The sequence below is a fragment of the Alteromonas oceanisediminis genome (assembly GCF_018474025.1).
Classification (GTDB): Bacteria; Pseudomonadota; Gammaproteobacteria; order Enterobacterales; family Alteromonadaceae; genus Alteromonas_E; species Alteromonas_E oceanisediminis.
Window position 1 is genome coordinate 107,702 of the sequence record NZ_JAHCTA010000010.1, and the last position, 21,452, is coordinate 129,153.

Consider the following 21,452-nt stretch of genomic DNA (forward strand, 5'->3'; position numbering starts at 1 on the left):
ATCGTTGACCAACGCCGCTTGTACGAGACAAAGTGAGCAAAAAACACGGTTAAGCCTCTGCATTACAGGCTCAACTTTTGTTATATTATAACACTGATAGACAGTAACAATGCCCCCGCCAGAGGGGCAATGTAAAGATCACGGGAATACTCAATGAACAATCAACCCTCAGTGCGCTGCTCAGGTGCATCGTATGTACTACGTCGGGCTTTAATGGTTATAGCCTGCTTTTTTGCCACGGCAGCCAGCGCTGCTATTCAACAAACCAAAGGCGATTTCGAAGACAAGTTCCGTCAACTTGATGAAGTCTTACCCACACCAAATGTTTATCGTAATGCGGCCGGGGAACCCGGTCACCAATACTGGCAGCAGCAGGTCGACTATCAGATCAACGTGACATTAGATGAAGAAAAGCGTCGTTTAGACGCTCAGCAAAACATTGTTTATCAAAATAATTCGCCCGACACGCTCAAGTATTTATGGGTACAACTTGATCAAAACAAGTTCCGCGACGACTCGATGTCAGCGCTTACCACCACGTTTGGAGGCATTGGTAATCGAGGGCCAGCTACGCAAGGTGCCTCAGGCGACAAGCCCGCCCGACTGAGTATTGGCGCACTGCGTCGCCAACAATTTGTTGAAGACAACGAATTAGGCTATCAACTCAACGCGGTAACCGATGCGAATGGCAGACCACTTCAGTACACCGTAGTGGGAACGTTGATGCGCGTGGATCTCGCGCAGCCGCTCAAACCCGGCTCAAGTGTGATATTTAATATCGATTTTGGCTTTAATATCGTTGAAGAAGATGCCGTTTCTGCCCGCGCTGGTTATGAGCATTTTCCTGACGACGCACGTGAAGGCGGTAACGATATTTTTCTCTTGGCGCAGTGGTTTCCGCGTCTCGCTGCCTATACCGACTATGAAGCCTGGACCAACAAAGAATTTATCGGCCGCGGTGAGTTTACCCTAGAGTTTGGTGATTATGATGTGAGCATTACTGTTCCCGCTGATCATATCGTCTCTTCTACCGGCGTCCTTCAAAACCCAGGCGATGTCCTCACCCAGAAACAGCAAGATCGTTTAGAACAGGCGAAAACCGCTGAACGGATTGTGTTTGTCGTGACCGAAGAAGAGGCATTGGAGAACGAAAAAGAGGGCACTTCAGAGCAGAAGACATGGCGATTCACTGCGGATAATGTTCGCGATTTTGCTTGGGCGTCGTCGCGTAAATTCATGTGGGATGCGCGTGGTTATCAGCAGGGTGGAGATGTTCAGCCGCTGGTCATGGCGATGTCATTTTATCCCAAAGAAGGTGGTGACCTATGGAAGAAGTATTCCACCGAGGCGGTGATCCACACCATGGATGTGTACTCTCGATTTTCTTTCGACTACCCCTACCCTGTAGCCCAGTCAGTGAATGGCCCAGTCGGTGGTATGGAATATCCCATGATCACATTCAACGGGCCACGTACTGAATTGCGAGACGATGGCAGTCGCACGTATTCGCAGGCTGAAAAACGCTTTCTGATTGGCGTAGTTATCCATGAAATTGGTCATATTTATTTTCCGATGATAGTGAACTCCGATGAGCGCCAGTGGACATGGATGGACGAAGGCTTGAATTCGTTTTTGGATGGCGTTGCGGGTCGAGAATGGGACCCAAATATCCCCTGGGGCGTTGAACCTCGCGACATCGTTGACTATATGAAATCCAGTAGCCAAGTGCCGATTATGACTCAGTCGGACTCCGTGTTGCGCCTCGGACCCAATGCTTACACGAAACCCGCGGCGGCGTTGAATATATTACGTGAAACGATTTTGGGCAGAGAATTGTTCGACTTTGCTTTTAAAGAATACGCCCAACGATGGAAATACAAGCGCCCTACGCCCGCGGATTTTTTCCGCACGATGGAAGAAGCTAGCGGGGTGGATTTGGATTGGTTTTGGCGGGGTTGGTTCTATTCCACCGATCACGTAGATATCTCGCTCGACAGCGTTTATAAGCTAAGACTTGATACGGAAAACCCCGATATTGATTTCGCTCGCGAACGTCAAGCTGAAAAGGACAAGCCGCTGTCGCTCACGGATGAACGTAATCGTGCAGAAGGCAAGCAGTTGTGGATTGAGCGCTTCTCAGACATTACTGACTTTTATGATGAGAATGACCGGTTCACGGTAACCAACAAAGAGCGTAACGCCTACCAGAAATTCCTTAAAAGCTTGGAGCCCTGGGAGCGAAAAGCGTTTGAACGCGCAGTCAAAGAAGACAAGAATTACTACGTGCTTGAATTTTCAAATCAAGGTGGTTTGGTCATGCCAATTATCCTTGAGCTGACGTTTGCCGATGAAAGTACAGAAATGCTGCGCATTCCCGCTGAAATCTGGCGTCGGACGCCTAAGGCTGTGAGCAAATTGATTGTCACTGAGAAAGACAAAGAGCTTATCTCGGTTACGGTTGATCCGCGTTGGGAAACCGCTGACGTTAACGTAGAAAACAATCACTATCCGCGCCGTATCATTCCTTCGCGGATCGAAGCGTACAAATCTGAGCCTCGTAGCGGCAAAGTGTATCGTGACATTATGCATGACAGTAAAACTGAATTGACCAGTGATGACGAGAACGATGGTGAAACTGAGTAAAATTAAGGTACTCTTACTCGCGTTGGTATTGGTGTGCTGCCCTGTGGCAGCGCATCAACAAAAGGCGGCCATTACGAAAGTTCTGTTTAACCCACGCACGAACAATATTGAGGTGATGCATCGTTTTATACTCCACGATGCAGAGCACGCCGTAAAACGACTATTTGATGGTGATGCCGACATTTATCGTTCCGCCCAAACGCAGAGGCAATTTAGTGACTATGTGCTGGATCGCTTCTCGCTTAGCGACCAAAACGGTAACGTCTTACCGCTCAGCGAAGTCGGTTTTGAAGTGGATGGGAAATTTATGTGGGTCTATCAAGAGACACCTCAACAGCCCGATATTCAAGGTTTGATCGTTGAACACCGTGCGCTTCATGATTTATGGCCTGCGCAGACAAACACGGTCAATGTAGAGGGCAAGGGCCCCGTTCAAACTCTCATGTTCGGTGCGAATGACTCGGCGCAACAAGTGACATTCGAGTAGGTTAGTTGCGATTGGCTATTTGCAGAGGATCCAGTGTAATCTAACCCTATTGACGTTGCGTGATAGGCAATTATGACTAAGAAATCTCGTGCGGTACCGACCGGAAGAGTGTCTCGTGTTGGCATGCTTGGCTCGCTGGCAACTCGGGTTGCAGGCAATATGCTGTTTCATGGCGCAGCGCAACTTGCCCGGGGCGAAAAACCAGCACTCAAAAATTTGTTGCTGACACCGGGTAATGCCGCTCGTATCGCTGATCAACTCGCCAATATGCGCGGCGCAGCAATGAAGGTCGGCCAGTTGATTTCGATGGATGCAGGCGACCTCTTACCGCCTGAACTTTCTGCCATTCTGGCTCGATTGCGTAACGATGCCGACCCCATGCCAAAATCGCAATTGCAGAGAGTACTGGATGACGCCTTGGGCGCCGGCTGGGCTGACCAGTTTTTGTATTTTAGTTATGCGCCGATAGCGGCGGCGTCAATTGGCCAGGTGCACAAGGCCATATTACCCAACGGCGACATGCTCGCATTGAAAATCCAATATCCCGGCGTAAAACAGAGTATCGATAGCGACGTTGATAACGTAGCAACCTTGCTATCCATCACCGGGCTACTGCCAAAAGGCGTCGATTTTACGCCCCTACTGGATGAAGCCAAACGCCAGTTGCACAGTGAGGCCGACTATCAACAGGAAGCCGATATGTTGCAACGGTATCGCACGCAGGTTGGTAACGATGAGCGCTTCGCCATCCCCGCGCTCTATGCTGATTTTACGCGAGAGAATGTGCTGGCGATGTCATTCATGAAAAGTGACCCGATTGAATCACTTGAGCATGCATCACAATCTGAGCGCAATGCCGTGATCGCCGCCCTGTTCGAGCTGTTTTTTAAAGAAACCTTTGAATTTAGGCTGATACAAACCGACCCAAACTTCGCTAATTATCGGTACGACCCCGACGACCAGCGTATTGTGTTGCTTGATTTCGGCGCAACGCGAGCGTATCCCGGAGCATTCGTGCACAAGTATCAGCAGCTAATGAGTGGCGTGATGCATAATCAACCCGCGCGCGTCGCAGAAGCGCTCCAAAATATTGGGCTTATCAGCGAGTCACTTGATGAAGATTTACAACAATTCGTTGTACAAATGTGCTTTGATGCGTGTGAGCCACTGCAAAACGATACGACCTACGATTTCGGTAGCAGCGATTTAAGCCAACGCCTTCAAGAGAAGGGCATGGCACTGAGTGACAACGATGCATTTTGGCATGTGCCACCCGCAGACTCCGTATTCTTACACCGAAAACTAGGCGGCCTACTTTTGCTTGCCTGTCGGTTAAAAGCACAAGTGAACCTGTATCAGATAGCTAAGCCTTTTTTACTGCCATGAGATGGCGTTAATAGGGCTGCTGCATAGAGAAAGGCAGTGCCATCTTATTGCTCGCCTTAGGTGGGTTTCCAATCATCTCGTCATAAGGGGTGTCGTGCACCATAACGGCTTTTTCTACCCTGCAATCAGCAAAGGCCTCACGTATTTGCTGTGTGCTATAAAACCGCTTAGGCTTGTTCTTATCGTCATACACCATACCGCTGTTTCGACCAACATTTAGCGCCACAAGGTACACGTTCATTTCAAACGAATGAACTTCTAATAAATCAATCTGAAAGCCCTGCAAAGGGATGCTTGAATATTTAAATTTCACCGGCACAACTCATCAAAAATGGAAAAGGCACTCAATAACCTAAACTCGGGATGAATAAGAAGATTGAAATTTCCTCAGATTTTCTTATCCCAAATTTAGTTTAGATACGGTTTATGCGACGTGCAGGATCGCTCCATTTCCACATGAGCCAGACCAGATGCATGACTAACAGCGCAGCGAAAGCCGGTGCTAACCAACTTTGTTGAGGTAAAAACATCAGCGCTGAGACTACCAAAAGCCATTTTGTAGTTTCAGCCCAACGTGCCAGCGCGTGATCTTCAAGCAACAAGCCTATGCTGACCAGACTGCAAAATAAAACCAGTGCCCAAGCCAGAATTTGAGCGGGCTCAAGCACATCAATGGTAAGCAGGACTGACAGTGTCAGCGCAAATGAGAGAAATAATTGTAGCAAGGCATAAACGCTTCGCTGCGGCGTGATAGGCACAACGAACTTACTGAAATTGGTTGCATCAAATGCTGGCTTTGCCGGTAAGCTCGCGCTGATGTCCTGTGGTCGCCACCCAGTACGCGCAAACCAGACTTTAAACTTATCATTCCAGTGCACGGTGTGCCACGAATCACTAAGTAGTTGGCGATACACCTGAATGTTTGCTCTGATGGGATTGTAACTGCGTAGCGCCGAACGGATCCCGTAAACGGGTGGATCAGTATCAATTTCGTCCTGAAACGTACCAAAAAGTCTATCCCAAAGAATAAAAACACCACCGTAATTTTTGTCAATGTATCGCTGATTTTGTGCATGATGCACACGGTGGTTGGACGGAGTCACCAAGATGCGATCCCATATGCCCAGCTTACCCACATGGCGAGTATGCACCCAAAATTGATAGACCAAATTCAGCGCGGCAATACTTAACATCATTTCCAGCGGCACGCCAATGAGTGCCAGAGGAATGAAAAATATCCAGTTCAGGATCGAACCGCTGGTCTGGCGCAATGCCGTGGTTAAATTGTATTCCTCGCTGGAATGGTGCACAACGTGGGCTGCCCAGAGCACGGCTACTTCATGCCCCAAACGATGATTCCAATAGTATAAGAAATCGTACAGCACGAATGCCACGACCCAGCCCAGCAAGCCAGTCGGCCAACTGAACAGTGCTATATCTTCAACGATTAACGCGTATATACTGAGTGGAATAAGTGTATAAAGCAGCGTTGCTACCCGACTCATCATGCCGACACTGAGGCTACTAACGGCGTCACTGAGGGTGTAATAACCGGTGCGTCTTATGCGATCAACAACCAACTCAATAGCGATTAGAAGAAAAAACGCAGGAATGGCAAAAAGAATTATAGTCATTGTTCATCGTTAATTCAGGCGACTCTTGCTATCCTAAATTAAATTCAGGGGTGTGACAAAATATCCGAACCGTCGAACGCCCGAATAAATGTAGACTCTTGAATTTTCACGGTTTAACAATATGTCTACTACACTAGTAGTGTGCAAAACATTAAAGAGGGAAGCCTATGAGCAACGGCGCTGAACAGAAAAAGACTATGATTCCACACATTGTGTTGGGGGCAATCTTTATTGCGATCATTGCAGTCGTACTGCTGTGGCCCGCTTCTGAACAACTTCCAGAAGAAGATGTGGTCATGCCAGCAACCCCTCCCGATGTTAATGAACAACCTTTAGAAGAGGCTGAAACGCTTACCGAGCCAGAGGCATTTGAGCCCCCCCCAACGCCCGGTGAAGTTGTTTTGGATCCGGTTGAAGATCCTGAGCCTCAAGAACCTGTGATACCAGATTTATCGACTATTGTTGACACATCTGATGCCGCCATTAAGAGCGCACTACTCGAAATCGCCCAAGCCCCTGTTATCGGGCGACTGTTGGTGAATGACAGCTTATTGCAACGTTTTGTCGTTAACGTAACCAATCTAGCGAATGAAGACAGAGCGCCCAATCACGAGTTGGTTGTTGTGCCCGAACAGTCATTTCGTGTTTATCAGCAGGCCGGCAAAGAATGGATAGATCCCGCAAGCTATAAGCGTTACAACGATTATGTCGAGGCGCTTGAAACCCTTGACAACGACCAATTGATCTCTCTGTATCAAACGTACCTTCCGGAAATTCAGGAAAAATACTCGGAAATTGGTGACCCGGATAAACCGTTCACTGATGTGTTTGTTAATGCAATTGACGAGCTTTTGGATACACCCGAGATCCCCACGCCAGTGGAAGTTTACAGTGATAGTGTAACGTACAAGTTCGCTGACGAGCGTATTGAAAATTTAAGTGAGCCGCAAAAACAGCTTCTGCGAACGGGCCCTGACAATATGCGCCGGATCAAAGCTAAATTGCGCGAACTACAACAACTGCTTGAAGATGGATCTCAATAAGCTAGCCTCATCAATCGACGGATCAACCGGTGGTTCTGCTAACTTGCCACCGGTTGAAGATTGGGACCCCGACTACTGCGGTGACATTGGCCTTGCCGTCAATCGCAGCGGCCAATGGTTGACCAACGACTCTCCCATCGGCCGAGCCAAGTTGGTTAAGCTTTTTTCCACCATCATCAAGCGCGAAGGTGATCGCTATTTTTTGGTAACGCCCGTTGAAAAAATAGCGCTGTCCGTCGAAGATGTACCCTTTATTATTACTCAATGGCAGCGGCTCGATGATGGCGCTATTCAGGTCAGCACGCAAACCCAAGATAGTTTCATCATCAGTGAAAAGCATCCGGTAGAACTGCGCTGGGATGATGACAGCAGCACTCACATACCTTACGTAAACGTACGCAGAAATTTGTGGGCTCGCGTACATCAGAATGTATTTTACCAATGGGCTGAACAGGCCGACACTGTGCCGGTAAACGACAATGAAGCGCAGGTTCAAATGCGCAGCCGCGACTATACATTTTCGATCGGTAGCGTTCCTGCTGCCTAGCGATTAAAGGTACTGGCAAGTCCCGCTAACTTATTGATACTGTCGGCTAATGATTGTGCGGTTTGGGTCATTTGTGCGGCGACACTTTCATTTTCTTTCGCGGCGTCTTCAATACCGTTGACATTATCATCGATGGTGGAACACGCGGCTTCCTGCTCTTTGACCGCACGAGCAATGTGCTCGGAGTTGGTGCTGATATCCGCAATCATGGCGTAAATGGCTTCAATGGTCTGCGCAGAGTGATTGGCTTGTTCCACATTGACAGAGGCACTTTCGCTGGATTGATGCATTGTTTCTACCCACTGAGTTAGCGTGGAACGCATCATTGACAAGCTATCCACAATGTTGGCTGCTGACTGCTGCGTGCGTGTTGATAATGCGCGCACTTCATCGGCAACAACGGCGAACCCGCGCCCCGACTCTCCCGCTCTTGCTGCCTCTATAGCCGCGTTTAGCGCCAGCAGATTCGTCTGTTCCGCTATCGCTTCGATTTCTCCCATCGTAGATGACACCTTATCAGCAGCAGACATGAGCTCATCAGCGGTACTCGCCGCGCGCTTCACGACGCCGCTGAGCTGCCCGGCACTGTCTCGCCCCTGCAAGATAAGGTCTTTTGCCTGAGCACACTGCGCATTCGTCCGTTGAATATTCCCTGCGGTTTGATCAACACTTGTCAATACGCTGCGGCTGGAATGCGCCATCTTCTCGATAGCAACTGAGATTTTTTGCACATCCTGTTTCTGCCGTGAAATGCCTTTGCTCGTTTGCTGCACAAACTGCAATGATTGTTCAGCAATTTTACGTAGTTGAGCTGAGGCATCCGTAGTCCGCCCCAGTACGGTTCTCTTAAGGCCTTGCTCAATGCCTTGATGAAAATCGATAACACTCATAGGCCCCTTGCCATGTAACACTAAGCGACTGATGCTATCGTAGCGTTGCTTTAGGGCAGTCGCTTTTTTGGGGATTGTGACCAGCTCGGTTTTAAACAACCAAAGCCCCACACATTGGAGTAACAGCAGCCCCAGCGCGGCCGACCAACCGTAGACATAACCCAGTGCACCGGCGAGCACTACCACGCTCGCGAAATAGGTGGCGCAACGAGCCCCGAACGATACTTCGGCTAACGCACTCGCCTTTGCCGACGCTATATTGCTGTAAATTCGTTTTGCTCTATTGACTGCATTGGCATCTGGCTTAACCCTGACCGACTGGAACCCAACTAGCTCCTGAGCTTCAAATATTGGCGTAACAAACGCATCGACCCAATAGTATCGTCCATCTTTACACAAATTCTTGACGATACCGCGCCATGCATTGCCTTGGTTAAGATGCTCCCACATATCTTTGAACGCCGCCTTGGGCATGTCAGGATGACGCACAATATTATGATTCTTGCCGATCAATTCTGAGGGTTGATAACCAGCCACATTGCAAAACGTATCATTTGCATAGGTAATTACGCCACGCGTATCCGTTGTGGATACCAATTCCTGACCGGACGAGAAGATCACTTCATCGTCGATAATAGGCTGGTCACGTCTCATTGATGCTCCTTTCTGTTCCAGACTTTGTGTCATGGTGTGTACAAGTGTAGACAATCTCAGTGACTTATTACAACGCGCCAAAAGTTGCCAACCGCAATAAGTTAATCTACTGTAATCAACCACTTTTCAAACAGAGCCAACTCATGCGTATATCCCTTTTCATTGTATTGACGCTAATGACCATTGCGGTTCATGCAAAAACGTTCATCCATGCCGGTTATTTGATCACGGCTGAAAGCGACACTTTACTCAGCGAGCATACCATTGTTGTCGATGGTGATAGGATTGAACGTATTGAACCGGGATTTGTTACCGGCAGCGATAATGACACGGTAATTGACTTGCGCAACTCGACGGTGATGCCCGGTTTGATGGATATGCACGTGCACTTATCTCAACAACATGGTGGCCCACAAACGTATTTGCAGCGTTTTACCCATAACGAAGCCGATTATGCATTGGCGGCGGCAAACTACGCAGAGAAAACACTTCTGTCGGGTTTCACAACCGTGCGAAACCTCGGTGACGGCTACAACGAAACAGTTGCACTGCGAAACGTAATCAATGCAGGGGTTCATGCAGGCCCTCGTATTTACACCGCGGCGAAATCGATCGCCACGACGGGTGGACATGCCGATCCATCAAACGGAACAAACAAGGATATTATGGGCGATCCGGGTCCGAAGGACGGCGTGATTAATGGCGTAGCGGAGGCGCGCAAGGCGGTCAGACAGCGCTACAAAGATGGTGCTGACTTAATTAAAATTACCGCCACCGGTGGTGTCTTAAGCGTTGCTAAAAGCGGCCAAAACCCCCAATTTATGAATGATGAGCTGGATGCCATCGTTGCTACAGCCAAAGATTACGGAATGACCGTAGCCGTTCATGCACATGGAACAGAGGGCATGCAAAGAGCCATTAAAGCGGGCGTTACCTCCATTGAACACGGCACCTACATGGATGATGAAACCATTGCGCTGATGAAAGAATATGGGACTTATTACGTTCCAACGATTTTGGCCGGTAACTTCGTGGCTGAAAAGGCCAAAATCGATGGCTACTTTCCTGCGCTGGTACGTCCTAAAGCTGCTGCCATCGGGCCATTAATCCAAAAAACCTTTGAGCGTGCGCACAAAGCGGGTGTCAAAATTGCGTTTGGTACCGACTCAGGCGTTTCAGCTCATGGCGATAATGGTCAAGAATTCGCGCTGATGGTGGAAGCCGGAATGACGCCACTTGACGCGATTAAAACAGCGACTAAAAATGCAGCGGACTTACTGAATATCAGTGAGGACGTTGGCACCCTATCGACCGGCAAAAAAGCCGATATTGTGGCAGTAAAAGGCAATGTGTTAGACAATATTGCGCTATTGCAAAACATACAGTTTGTGATGAAAGACGGCACAATTTACAAAGAATAATCTATGAGCAATCGCGTCACGCAGTGGTTTAAAAGTCTGGTGAAGTCCCGCCATATGCTGAGTGGCGTGACTTTCGCCTCTTTCTTAGAGTCAACAATTGTACCGGTTCCTCTTGAGGCAATTCTATTGCCTCTTATGCAAGCCAGGCGCGACAAATTGTGGCTCATTGCAGCCATGGCAACACTGGGTTGCATAATAGGAGCCGTGTTTGGCTACGCTATTGGTTATTTCTTGTTTGATTTGATCGGCGACTGGGCAATTCAAACATTGTCATCACCGGAACAATGGCAAACGGTCAAAGATCGCATGAGTCGCGAGGGCTTCTGGTTTGTCTTGTCACTGGGTATTTTGCCCATCCCCTTTCAAATTGCGATGCTCGCCGCCGGGGCAACTCAATTTTCATTGCTGGCTTATTTGCTTGCCACTGGGATATCTCGCTCGCTTCGCTATTTTGGGATTGCGCTTGCCGTTAAACTGGCGGGTAATCACGCTGAACGTTTGATCAAAAAATACAAGGCTGCTGCTATCATCATGATCGCGCTGTTGGTCGTTGTCGGCTGGTGGTTGAGCCGCTAATGATTTTAATACCCTCTGATCTTAACTAACAAACTTTTCGTTTCGTGTTATACCTATACAAGTATTCGTGCCAACACCGAGCACAACGCTGTTGGCAACGCCACAATTTACAAATAACCAATGGGAACCATGATGAAAAAGCTACATACCTTACTCTTTGCTTCAACACTGTCGCTGGCCTTTGCAAGTTCAACCGCGTTAGCGCACGAAGAAGGCCACAATACTGACGAGGCCCTTAAAATCGCCATGGCGTCAGATATTCGTAGCGAAGATGAGAGAACACGCGATGCCAATCGTCGCCCTGTTGAAACGCTCACGTTTTTTGGCCTTGAACCCGAGATGAAGATTGTTGAGCTACTGCCCGGTGGTGGTTGGTATACCAAATTACTGGTACCCGTTGTTGCCGAGCATGGCGAATATTACGCCGCGATAGGTACTGGTCGCATCAAGGAGCAACTTGCCGGTCAACCCGGCTTTGAAAAGATGAATATTGTTGCTGAAGATGCCAAGTTATGGCGAGAAGAAGGCTCACGTTTTTATTCCATGGAGCTAGGCTCATTGGGAGTGACTGACGCAGATATGGTGTTAACCTTTCGTAACTACCATAACTTCGGTGAGCAAGGTCGCGCTGCAATGAATAAGGCTGCTTTTGATGCGCTCAAGTCCGGTGGTATTTACGCGGTTGTTGACCATACCGCTCGCCACATGGAGCCGATGACAGATTCTAATCGCCGCCGCTTTGATCCGGTAAAAGCGATAAAAGAAATTCAGGATGCTGGCTTTGAGCTGGTCGACTTTACTGACATCCATTATCGCGAAGATGATGAACTGGAATATGAAGTAGGCGCCAAAAGCGTGACTGGCAACACTGATCGCTGGACATTAAAGTTCGTTAAACCTTAACGGCTTTAAAGCCCCTTTTGGATAACGTATCGAAAAGGGGCTTCATGTGCATCACTTCCCACTAACGTGTGGTGCATAAAGCGACAGAAGCTGGGTATATCACGCGTGGTTGAAGGATCATCGGCAACCACGGCAAGGCGTTCTCCTTCTGCCATTTTGCGGATTTGCAGACGGACCATCATCACGGGTTCAGGGCAGCGCATACCGATGGCATTAAGCTCAGCGTTGGCTGCTGAAAACACGCTGTCGAAAGTTTCTTCCCGTGGCTCCTGCATGGCCCGCTACACTCCGTATGCGCGCCGATATGCCTGAATGCTATCGACAGCTTCTTTTTCGTTGTTTTCGTCTAAATACTCAATCACGTCAGCCAAGGTAACAATAGCGATAACATGTGTTGAGAAATCGCGCTCAACTTCTTGTATAGCAGATAACTCACCTTTTCCGCGTTCTTGCCGGTCGAGAGCGATCAACACTCCTGCTAACGTGGCCTTGTGAGCGTCTAACAACGTCATTGATTCACGGATCGCTGTGCCTGCAGTGATCACATCGTCAACCAACATGACTTTGCCGGTTAACTCGCTACCCACTAGATTGCCGCCTTCACCGTGTTTCTTAGCTTCCTTGCGATTAAAACAATACGGCACGTCCCTATCAAACTCGTTTGCCAGCGCGACCGCAGTAGTCGTCGCTATCGGTATACCTTTGTAGGCAGGCCCAAATAGCACGTCAAAATCAATTTGGGCATGCATTAACGCACTGGCATAAAAGCGCCCTAACTTGGCTAAATCTCCACCAGTATTGAATAAGCCTGCATTAAAAAAATAAGGGCTGGTGCGCCCCGATTTTAGCGTGAACTCGCCAAACTTCAGTACACCCCGATTGATCGCAAACTCGATAAATTGACGTTGATAATCTTGCATGACTTGGCCCTAATTTAATGCCTGCTTTTGCGCATCGAACAACTCTTTAAGAGCGGTCCGCGCTATGCTCATCATTTCTTCCATCTCTTCGAAACTAAACGGTTCACCTTCTGCCGTTCCCTGCACTTCAATGAGCTTGCCCGTATCTGTCATCACCACGTTCATATCTGTTTCAGCGTCTGAATCTTCGACGTACTCTAAATCAGCGATCGGATTACCTTTGTAGATACCGACAGACAAGGCGGCAATCATGTGCTTGAGCGGGTTTGTTTTGATGATGCCTCTCGCTCGCATGTGCGTAAGCGCATCCACCAAGGCTACACAAGCGCCCGTAATTGATGCAGTACGAGTACCACCGTCAGCCTGAATCACGTCACAATCGACAATAATGGTGTTCTCACCCAAAAGCTTCAAGTCAATCGCGGCGCGTAATGATCGCGCGATAAGACGCTGAATTTCTAAGGTGCGGCCACCTTGCTTTCCTCGTGCAGCTTCGCGCTGCGAACGAGTATGCGTCGCGCGCGGTAGCATACTGTACTCTGCTGTCACCCAGCCTTTCCCTTGCCCTTTCATAAAGCGGGGAACACCTTCTTCAACAGTGGCATTACACAACACTTTGGTATTACCAAACTCGATGAGTACGGAACCCTCAGCATGACAGGTAAATTGACGAGTAATAGTAACTGGGCGGATTTGACTAGCGGTTCGGCCACTTGGACGCATGAAGCTCTCCTAAAAACGATAAATGTGGTGTCGCGTTAATCGCCCATTATACAGCAATTCATCGTTTCAAGGGAGATTGCAAACACGCTGAATATTATGCGTGTCTGCGTCGCTGGCACGAGGCGTTATTGTAGATGCTTGGCGAGAAACTGACTGACACGTTGGTAGTATTCCGCTCTGTTCGCTTCATCAAAAAAGCCGTGTGCCTCTGATGATTTTACAAACCACTCATAAGGTTTATCGTGCTCATCGAGTGCCTTTTTAAGCGCCAGCGCGTGTTCGAAAGGTACCCGGCGATCTTCCTTGCCATGCGCAATAAATATCTCTGCCTTCAATGTCTGCACATTGTTTACCGGGGAAAACTTGCGCAGCTGTGTCACATCGTCGCCGATAGCTTGCTTTAAATATTCCTCACCAAACAGCAATGTCGGAATATCGCCCTCGTTATACATCATCTCCAGATCAAACACGCCGACATGAGCAACTGCGCATTGAAATAAGTCTGGTGCCAGCATCGGCGCCATCGCGGCTGAATACCCGCCGAAACTAGCCCCCATAATGCAGACTTTATTTGGGTCTATCCTGCCCTGCTCTATTAACCAGCGAGTTCCGGCAATAATATCATTTTGAATCGCATCGCCCCATTGCGTGTAACCCTCGCTCATGAATACGTCGCCGTAGCCACCCGAACCACGGTAATTCACCCGCAACACGGCGTAACCCTGCGCGGCAAGCATCTGAACATCACGGTCAAATGACCAATAATCCCGCGGTCCATGCGGACCACCATGCACTAGAGTGACTAAGGGAACTTGCGTACCTTCGGCCATGTTAACTGGATAGGTGACGTAAGCCGGGATAGGCTTTTTATCAAAAGAAGGAAATGTCACCGGCGTCGATTCCGCCATTAAATTAATATCAATGTGATCAAGGTTGGCAAACAACTGCATTAAACGGTTTTGATTTTTGTCGTACAGGTAGTAACTGCCAGCATCAATATCGTTACTGACATACAACACCCACAATGAACGATCCCGAGACCGACTGGTGATGTTGATGTTGTAACCTTGGAATGTCGACAACAACGAGCGGAACAATTCAGATTCATCCCCCACGTCATTAAATACAACATAGGTCGAATAGCCGTCGTCAACCCGCACTGCATAAACGGCGCTGCGGTCAGCGTTAAAATTGACGTCGCTGATATCAACGTTTACGTCAACATAAATGAGCTTTGTATCACCCGATGCTAAGTCCAGCGTGAAGAGGCCTTCTTTATCACCATTCACTTTGTCGAGATAAAATAAGCTGTTACCGTCTTGACTCAACGCTAATGGCCGGAAACTCTCGCCAGCGTCGTTCTTGATCTCAACCCACTCATCGTCATTTAGTCGATACGTCCGAGTTTTGTTGGTCTCATCGATACCAGACGCAAATTTAACGTCTCCCTCACGATTTGCAATGAAGCGCGAATAAGTTACTGGTGACATCACCTTATCGAAGGACAATCGACCGTCATAGACATTGAGCTTCACGGCTGAAGGCAAACGCGCACCGTCACTCGACATGGGCTGCGATGAAATCAAAATATTGCGATCATCATTGGGCAGCGTACTGATCACGCGTGCCACTGCAAAACTGGCTTCTTTGGTTTTTACGCGAGTTCCCGACGTGTCACTGGCGACGCGATAGCCAAAAATGACTTCCTGATTTGAGCCGTCATAATCAACCGCGAATAGCTCGCCACGATACTCTGATTGGTCTTTCCAACCGACAGTTTCCCAAATTTCCATGACCAAACGCTCATCGTTGGCCCAATAAAAGTTACCAACTTCACGCCCTTTTCCTAGATCAGCACCGCCTATCGCCTCAAACGAACTGATATCAAATACGGCTAAACGGCGTTTACCATCGACGTTTATGGCAACGCCAAGTTTCGAACCATCCGGTGATAACTTTGCGGCTTCGTAGTTAAAATCTTTTGCCAAATCGGTTGGGGATATGGTGGCGGCTTGGGTTGCTGCACAAAGAGCGAGCATAACAACAGCTAACAACGAGCGATACGACATGGGGATTCCTTAAAAGCACTGCTTCCTTATGAGTCGTTTAAAAACTATCAAAAACACGCCCCCCTGCCAATGTAAAAGACCAGAACTTGGAAAACTCTGTCCTTTTAGGCAGGCAAAAAAGGTATACTAGTGAGCACAGTGAATAGCATTGATTACCGCCGTAGGGAGCTTCCATGATTTATAGTATGACCGCCTTTGCTCGCAATGAAGTGAAACAAGATTGGGGAACTGCCGTATGGGAAATACGCTCGGTCAATCAGCGCTATCTGGAAACCTATTTCCGACTGCCAGAACAATTCAGAAGCCTAGAGCCGGTGCTGCGCGAACGGTTTCGCAAAGCACTACAGCGTGGCAAAGTAGAGTGTAACCTGCGTTTCAATGCAAATGACGCTGCGGTCGGTCAATTGAGCTTAAACGAAGATTTAGCTAAGCAGTTAATGAAAGCCGCGGACTGGGTGCAATCACACGGCCAATCAACCGGTGTTAATCCAGTGGATATCTTACGTTGGCCCGGTGTTATCGCGGCAGAAGAGACCAACATGGATGATATTCAAGCCGACATCATGAAAGGCTTTGACCAAACGTTGAAAGACTTTAAAGATGCGCGGGCGACGGAAGGCAGTAACCTGAAAGATATGATTGAGCAGCGCCTTGATGGCATTGTCGTTGAGGTCGAAAAAGTCGCTGAAAAAATGCCGGCCATCATCGAATGGCAACGCGAGAGGATCACAACGCGCTTCGAAGAGGCTAAAATTGAGCTGGATGAGGCTCGGGTTGAGCAGGAAATGATCATGCTCGCACAACGCATCGATGTGGCAGAAGAACTTGACCGACTCAACTCTCACGTGGGTGAAACGCGTAAAATCCTAAAGAAAGGTGGAGCAATCGGAAGACGCCTCGACTTTATGATGCAGGAATTTAATCGAGAATCGAACACTCTCGGTAGCAAGTCTATCAATACCGAAATCACCCAGTCAGCGGTAGAACTTAAAGTGCTCATCGAGCAAATGCGCGAGCAGATCCAGAATATTGAGTAAAACTCACTAGCGCTCTCGATAACTCACAACCACCTGAATGGACTTCCAATACTGTTTTTGACCTTGCCCGGCTGGTCGTTAACTCCTGCTATCGCGACTGACACTGGCGGTAACCATAAGTACATCCTATTCAGACATTTTGTTAACTACCGTCATTTTTTCCCTAAATTGGGTTGGTGTCATTCCATACTCCTTTTTGAAACAGGAACCAAAGTAGGAAGGTGAAGAAAAACCGACATCGTAGGCGACTTGACCAATATCAGACAGTCCACCGAGGAGTTGACGGGATTTGTGCAAACGAAAAAGTCTTATAAAGTCGCCAAAGTTGATGTCCGAAATGATGTTTAACTGTCGATTGATGTGCCGGTCTGAACAAGCCAACGAGAACCCGGCGACTTCCGCGTTGTAAGACTCCTCGCCATAGTGTTTCGACGCGTCGACTAACAAGCGTGTGTAGAAGCGCTCATATTTTTCGCTTGTAAATTTAGGCAAGACCCAATCATCGATACCTGCGTTTTGACTGTCGCGCAGAAATTGCTTATCAGCTTCATGTGCAATCGATTCACGGTTTTCTATCAGATTTTCCACGGTAATGAGAAGCTGCTCAGTATTGACCGGCTTAGGGAAAATGAAAGCCGCTTTCTCTCGCAACGCCTTTGTCTGCACTTCTTCGTCCGCTTTACCCGAAATAAATACAACGGGAATATTCTCAGTGTCTACATTATTCTTGATGCGTGTTAGCAAGTCGAAACCGTCAAATCTCGGCATGATGATGTCACTCACAATTGCATCGGGCAGCAACGATTTAGCGATGTCGTAGGCCTCTTTCCCATTTGCAGCGCGAATGCATTCATATTCACCTGAAAATGTTGCCCATAGCAAATCACGCAGTTCGCGCGAATCATCAACAACAAGAATCCGTTTTTTGTCAGATTCCAGATCGATTTCATCAGCTTTATCAGCAGGCTCTGTCACAGCATGCTCTGCACAACGAGCTTGCTCAGCAATACTTGATGAATCCGCTGGATTTGATGGTGCAATCGCCGCCTGATATTCAGCATAATCCTCTTCGGACGCTATGGGTAACAGCACTTTGAAAGTCGCCCCTTTAGAAATCTCACTTTCCACTTCGATGCTGCCGCCGCATGAATTGACTAATTGCTTAACCAACGCAAGACCGACACCTGAACCTTCAATTTCTTCGTGCTTTTTGAGTCGGGTGAATCGTTCAAAAAGGTATTCTTTTTGATCGTCGGGAATACCATCACCAGAATCTGTTACCGCAAGCTCGACCTGTTTGCCCTTTTGTTTGTAAGAGATAATGATGAAACCATGGTTTGGTGTGTACTTGAGGGCGTTGGCGAGCAAGTTGATGACAATCTTGTCGAAGGCTTTTTTCGGCAGTCCGACATACAATGCCGCTTTTCCTTTTCGCTCTAACGTATGAGATTTCAGTCGTGCGATAGACATGAATGATTCCACTGCATTATTAACAGAAGACTTCACATCACATACCGCAAATACTTGTTCCGTGTGCCCGTCCAGTCGTTCCAGCTCCAACATTTGATCGACGAGAAGCTTTAGACGCACACCATTATCCCCGACCTTTCGCAATACTTCATGGTGTTGAGCAATCGTCGAATCCCCCAGAAGGTTGTCGACCCAGCCAATAATGATATTGAGAGGCGTCCGCATCTCGTGAGATACCACGGTGAACTGCTCAGATTTTGCTGCTAATCTGAGGTTAAGATTATCGATTAAGGTTTTATCTTCTTCTGCCTGCTCTTCCACGGCTTTGGCTAACTCAAGCTTTCTTACTCTCACCACAGATCGCTGCCACAGAAAAAGTACTACAACGCACGCCCCAAGCGCTAACGCGTATCCTAGAAATGCATGAGATGTCATCCAAAAAGGCGGCAATACACGGATTTTGAGTGCCGTTATTGGTTGAACTTGCTGCGAACGCTTATTTATTGCGCGGACTTGGAACTCATAATCACCAAATGGCAATGTCGAAAATGTGGCTGATGCATTTCCCTCAGGAGCAGGTCGCCAAACATCACTAAGGCCTAGCAATCGTGACTCAAAATCGAGATAGCGATGCTCTATGGCGTCATTCGCCGCAAAGTGCATTTCGGTTAGATACACGTCGCTTTCAACGAGTGTATAATTCTCATCAACGCCCTCACCTAACTTCGCAGTATACCCCTCATCCTCACCGCTACCAGCAAAGTTTGACACTTGTGTAACAAGCATCTTCGACGTGCTCTGCAAATATTCGTCAAGGATTTTGTTTACGTCTTTTAAACTAATTAGATAGTTTAGTTTGTCCCCTACAAGCAAGAGGTGTTCACCACTTTTGCTTGAATAGATCCCATTGTATTCAAAATCGATGTCAACAATCCCTTCGCTTTCGCTAATCCTCTGGATCCAGTTACTGCCTGCATTAGTTCGAAATAAGCCAGAGTTTGTTGTGAGCCAAATATTGTCGACTTCGTCAATGAACATTGCTCTAGCAAAATGGCTTTGCGTGATGTCATTCAGCTTTGATTCGACTAATTTATTACTTTCAGATGCGTGAACGACTACTCCATTTCCGCTTGTACAAAAATACAAACTCCCCGTCAAAGTGCTGGAAGCACATTCAACTGACATTGTTTCGAGTAATTCACTATGGTCGTACTTAACCCACGTGGCATTTTCCCTAAGTGAAAACAATCCATTGTAATAGTCGACAACGAACAAACGCCCCGCCGCTGAAAAAATTTGGTTACCTGTAAATGAAGAAGGTATTGCTATTTTTTTACCCTGTTTATCAAGCGCGTACACAGCACCATCTTGAGTAAGAACATACAGGGTGCTTGCAAGTTCAACGGCGTTCTTTATATCATTTCCAAATCTAATGTCGCCTGCGTGAATCTTAAGTTCAAGCTCATTCACAGTCGCGCGTAAGATCCTATTACGTTCGACTATTGCAATCTCATTGTTGCTCGAAGCCTCTATCGCGTTGATATTGCGAATATTCAAATGAGATTTTAGTGGTTGCAGTAATCCAGAGTCAAAATCTAAAACACTGAGCTCGTCTTGTGTCATGACAACAGCTTTGTTCTCTGTTATTGAGACCGCATCAAGAATCATATTCGATTGCTGCTTTAGAGATGTAGCGGGGAATTTTATATATTCATGCGTTTGAGGGAGCCACGTGATACCGAATACAGGACCAGCCAATACTATAGTTCCATTGAGTGTTTCGGTAATTTGTTCAACAACGTTGATGGTACCGTTCTGAAACAGTGGATACATGTAAGGAAGCGCCCTTAGACTTTTGGATGAAGCGTCAAAGAGGTAGAGTTTTTCTGACGCTATCCAAACTCGCGATGATTTATCGACAAAGATATCTGAGACTTTATATATGTCATGAACATAATGTACGTTGTATTGGTCTCTATCCTTCTCAAACACGAACAGGCCAATGCTTGTCCCAACAACAACCTGATTAGCTACGATTTCAATTGTGTAAGTGTAGACAGGATGATTGTTGTCAAACTCGTAGAAGGTCTTTACTTCTTTAGTTTCGACATCAACTACGTTGAGTTTAGAATGAGATCCATATATGAGTGTCTGTTCATCTAGCAGAGCTAAAGCGTTAACATTACCATCGCCTGACTGGTGTAGGTGGTCTACGGTCTGGCTATTTATATCGATAATATCTAGCCCATCTAGATTTGCTGCGGAAATCCTGCCCTGACCCGTTAAAACAAGATCGAACGTATAGTCTGATGACAATCCGTTTTTAGCATTTAGTTGACTCATTACGTTGAGCTGGCGATCTAGTTTGAAAATACCTTCACCGTAGGTGCCTACAATCAGCTCTCCTGATGGGGTTTCTAGAATAGTTTGTACTGGGGCGTCAATGATGTGGTTAATTGAGTCGACACTAAATGCTCTATCACCCTCCAATACGAATAGACCATTTTCACTACCGATCAATAACCGACCGTTTGTATGATGAACGCTGGAGATCAAACCGAGAGGTTGCCCATTCACCTTCGTGATTGATTTAAGAGGATTAGTTTCAATCGCCGATGTGTGACCTGCGGTCAGCGCAACGAAAACTGCTAAGAAAACTACAAAAAGTCCGTTTAGTGTCATAGTAGGTCCGTTGTGTATTACTCAAACTACGAATTAGTGAATACCATACGGAAGCCGACTAGGGCGAAACAACAACTAACTAAACAGAAAAACAAGGATTTTACGTATGGAAAACTCACCTTATCAGACAAAACGTTCATTTACCGAACTTTCTGAGCAAGAATTACACAAAGTTAGTGGTGGAACCCACCCTGATCATCAACAAGATTTGGTTGACTCGTCGATGATTTACTTTACACAACCACGCGATCGAGTCAAAAACCCAAAAGATTAAATGCCGACTCATCAGGTAAAAAGAAAATAATGGGCAATAAAAAAGGGCCTACCGTGAGGTAAGCCCTTCTTCAAATGGGAGCTTGGCGATGTG

The 21,452-nt window shown here is 47.4% G+C and carries 18 protein-coding genes; 10 read left to right on the forward strand and 8 right to left on the reverse strand.

Features of this window, described 5'->3' with window-relative positions; genetic code table 11:
* Positions 1-213: 213 nt before the first annotated feature.
* From KIU71_RS15905 to KIU71_RS15915, 3 genes are all read left to right on the forward strand, one after another.
* Entirely contained in the window at positions 214-2,643 is a 2,430-nt protein-coding gene (locus tag KIU71_RS15905; RefSeq protein ID WP_214132312.1) for a M1 family aminopeptidase, read from the forward strand.
* Positions 2,615-3,130, forward strand: coding sequence for a DUF6702 family protein (locus KIU71_RS15910; protein WP_250207576.1), 516 nt, complete (start codon positions 2,615-2,617; stop codon positions 3,128-3,130). The genes KIU71_RS15905 and KIU71_RS15910 overlap by 29 nt, the downstream gene beginning before the upstream one ends.
* A gap of 72 nt (positions 3,131-3,202) precedes the next feature.
* Positions 3,203-4,516 (forward strand): ABC1 kinase family protein, encoded by a 1,314-nt coding sequence (locus tag KIU71_RS15915; protein ID WP_214132278.1) that lies wholly within the window; start codon positions 3,203-3,205, stop codon positions 4,514-4,516.
* A gap of 7 nt (positions 4,517-4,523) precedes the next feature.
* Here KIU71_RS15915 and KIU71_RS15920 read toward each other — a convergent pair whose 3' ends face one another.
* The gene (locus tag KIU71_RS15920; protein WP_214132279.1) at positions 4,524-4,829 is read right to left on the reverse strand and encodes a DUF6482 family protein; all 306 of its coding nucleotides are present in this window, start codon (positions 4,827-4,829) and stop codon (positions 4,524-4,526) included.
* Positions 4,830-4,929: 100 nt separating this feature from the next.
* Positions 4,930-6,150 carry a sterol desaturase family protein gene (locus KIU71_RS15925; protein ID WP_214132280.1) on the reverse strand — a complete coding sequence of 407 codons (1,221 nt, stop codon included), beginning with the start codon at positions 6,148-6,150 and terminating at the stop codon, positions 4,930-4,932.
* Positions 6,151-6,317: 167 nt separating this feature from the next.
* On the opposite strand from KIU71_RS15925, the gene KIU71_RS15930 reads away from it, so the two are divergent.
* Both KIU71_RS15930 and KIU71_RS15935 read left to right on the forward strand, forming a co-directional pair.
* Positions 6,318-7,193 (forward strand): DUF3014 domain-containing protein, encoded by an 876-nt coding sequence (locus KIU71_RS15930; RefSeq protein ID WP_214132281.1) that lies wholly within the window; start codon positions 6,318-6,320, stop codon positions 7,191-7,193.
* The gene (locus KIU71_RS15935; protein WP_214132282.1) at positions 7,180-7,740 is read left to right on the forward strand and encodes a DUF1285 domain-containing protein; all 561 of its coding nucleotides are present in this window, start codon (positions 7,180-7,182) and stop codon (positions 7,738-7,740) included. Before KIU71_RS15930 ends, KIU71_RS15935 begins: the two co-directional genes overlap by 14 nt.
* On the opposite strand, the gene KIU71_RS15940 is transcribed toward KIU71_RS15935, so the two are convergent.
* On the reverse strand, positions 7,737-9,284 hold the full coding sequence (locus KIU71_RS15940; protein ID WP_214132283.1) for a methyl-accepting chemotaxis protein: 1,548 nt from the start codon (positions 9,282-9,284) through the stop codon (positions 7,737-7,739). The genes KIU71_RS15935 and KIU71_RS15940 overlap by 4 nt on opposite strands.
* 143 nt (positions 9,285-9,427) lie before the next feature.
* Between KIU71_RS15940 and KIU71_RS15945 the strand changes: the two genes are divergently transcribed.
* The 3 genes from KIU71_RS15945 to KIU71_RS15955 all read left to right on the forward strand — a co-directional run bounded on the left by KIU71_RS15945 (position 9,428) and on the right by KIU71_RS15955 (position 12,184).
* Positions 9,428-10,705: a metal-dependent hydrolase family protein gene (locus KIU71_RS15945; protein WP_214132284.1), complete on the forward strand. Its 1,278-nt coding sequence runs from the start codon at positions 9,428-9,430 to the stop codon at positions 10,703-10,705.
* Between the two features lie 3 nt (positions 10,706-10,708).
* Positions 10,709-11,281, forward strand: coding sequence for a YqaA family protein (locus KIU71_RS15950; protein ID WP_214132285.1), 573 nt, complete (start codon positions 10,709-10,711; stop codon positions 11,279-11,281).
* 132 nt (positions 11,282-11,413) lie between these two features.
* Positions 11,414-12,184, forward strand: a complete 771-nt coding sequence (locus KIU71_RS15955) for a class I SAM-dependent methyltransferase (RefSeq protein WP_250207577.1) — start codon at positions 11,414-11,416, stop codon at positions 12,182-12,184.
* A gap of 5 nt (positions 12,185-12,189) precedes the next feature.
* Here the strand turns inward: KIU71_RS15955 and tusA are convergent, their stop codons facing one another.
* The 4 genes from tusA to KIU71_RS15975 all read right to left on the reverse strand — a co-directional run bounded on the left by tusA (position 12,190) and on the right by KIU71_RS15975 (position 15,896).
* On the reverse strand, positions 12,190-12,459 hold the full coding sequence (gene tusA / locus KIU71_RS15960) for a sulfurtransferase TusA (protein WP_214132287.1): 270 nt from the start codon (positions 12,457-12,459) through the stop codon (positions 12,190-12,192).
* Positions 12,460-12,465: 6 nt separating this feature from the next.
* The gene (pyrE, locus tag KIU71_RS15965) at positions 12,466-13,104 is read right to left on the reverse strand and encodes an orotate phosphoribosyltransferase (RefSeq protein WP_214132288.1); all 639 of its coding nucleotides are present in this window, start codon (positions 13,102-13,104) and stop codon (positions 12,466-12,468) included.
* 9 nt (positions 13,105-13,113) lie between these two features.
* A complete protein-coding gene (gene rph / locus KIU71_RS15970) occupies positions 13,114-13,827 on the reverse strand; it encodes a ribonuclease PH (protein WP_214132289.1) in 714 nt (237 codons plus the stop codon).
* A 125-nt stretch (positions 13,828-13,952) separates the two neighbouring features.
* On the reverse strand, positions 13,953-15,896 hold the full coding sequence (locus KIU71_RS15975) for an alpha/beta hydrolase family protein (protein WP_214132290.1): 1,944 nt from the start codon (positions 15,894-15,896) through the stop codon (positions 13,953-13,955).
* Between the two features lie 173 nt (positions 15,897-16,069).
* Here KIU71_RS15975 and KIU71_RS15980 point away from each other — a divergent pair, with 173 nt between their 5' ends.
* A complete protein-coding gene (locus tag KIU71_RS15980; protein WP_214132291.1) occupies positions 16,070-16,933 on the forward strand; it encodes a YicC/YloC family endoribonuclease in 864 nt (287 codons plus the stop codon).
* Positions 16,934-17,059: 126 nt separating this feature from the next.
* On the opposite strand, the gene KIU71_RS15985 is transcribed toward KIU71_RS15980, so the two are convergent.
* The gene (locus KIU71_RS15985) at positions 17,060-21,085 is read right to left on the reverse strand and encodes a hybrid sensor histidine kinase/response regulator transcription factor (protein ID WP_214132292.1); all 4,026 of its coding nucleotides are present in this window, start codon (positions 21,083-21,085) and stop codon (positions 17,060-17,062) included.
* A 106-nt stretch (positions 21,086-21,191) separates the two neighbouring features.
* On the opposite strand from KIU71_RS15985, the gene KIU71_RS15990 reads away from it, so the two are divergent.
* On the forward strand, positions 21,192-21,359 hold the full coding sequence (locus KIU71_RS15990; RefSeq protein WP_214132293.1) for a hypothetical protein: 168 nt from the start codon (positions 21,192-21,194) through the stop codon (positions 21,357-21,359).
* The last annotated feature ends 93 nt before the right edge of the window (positions 21,360-21,452 follow it).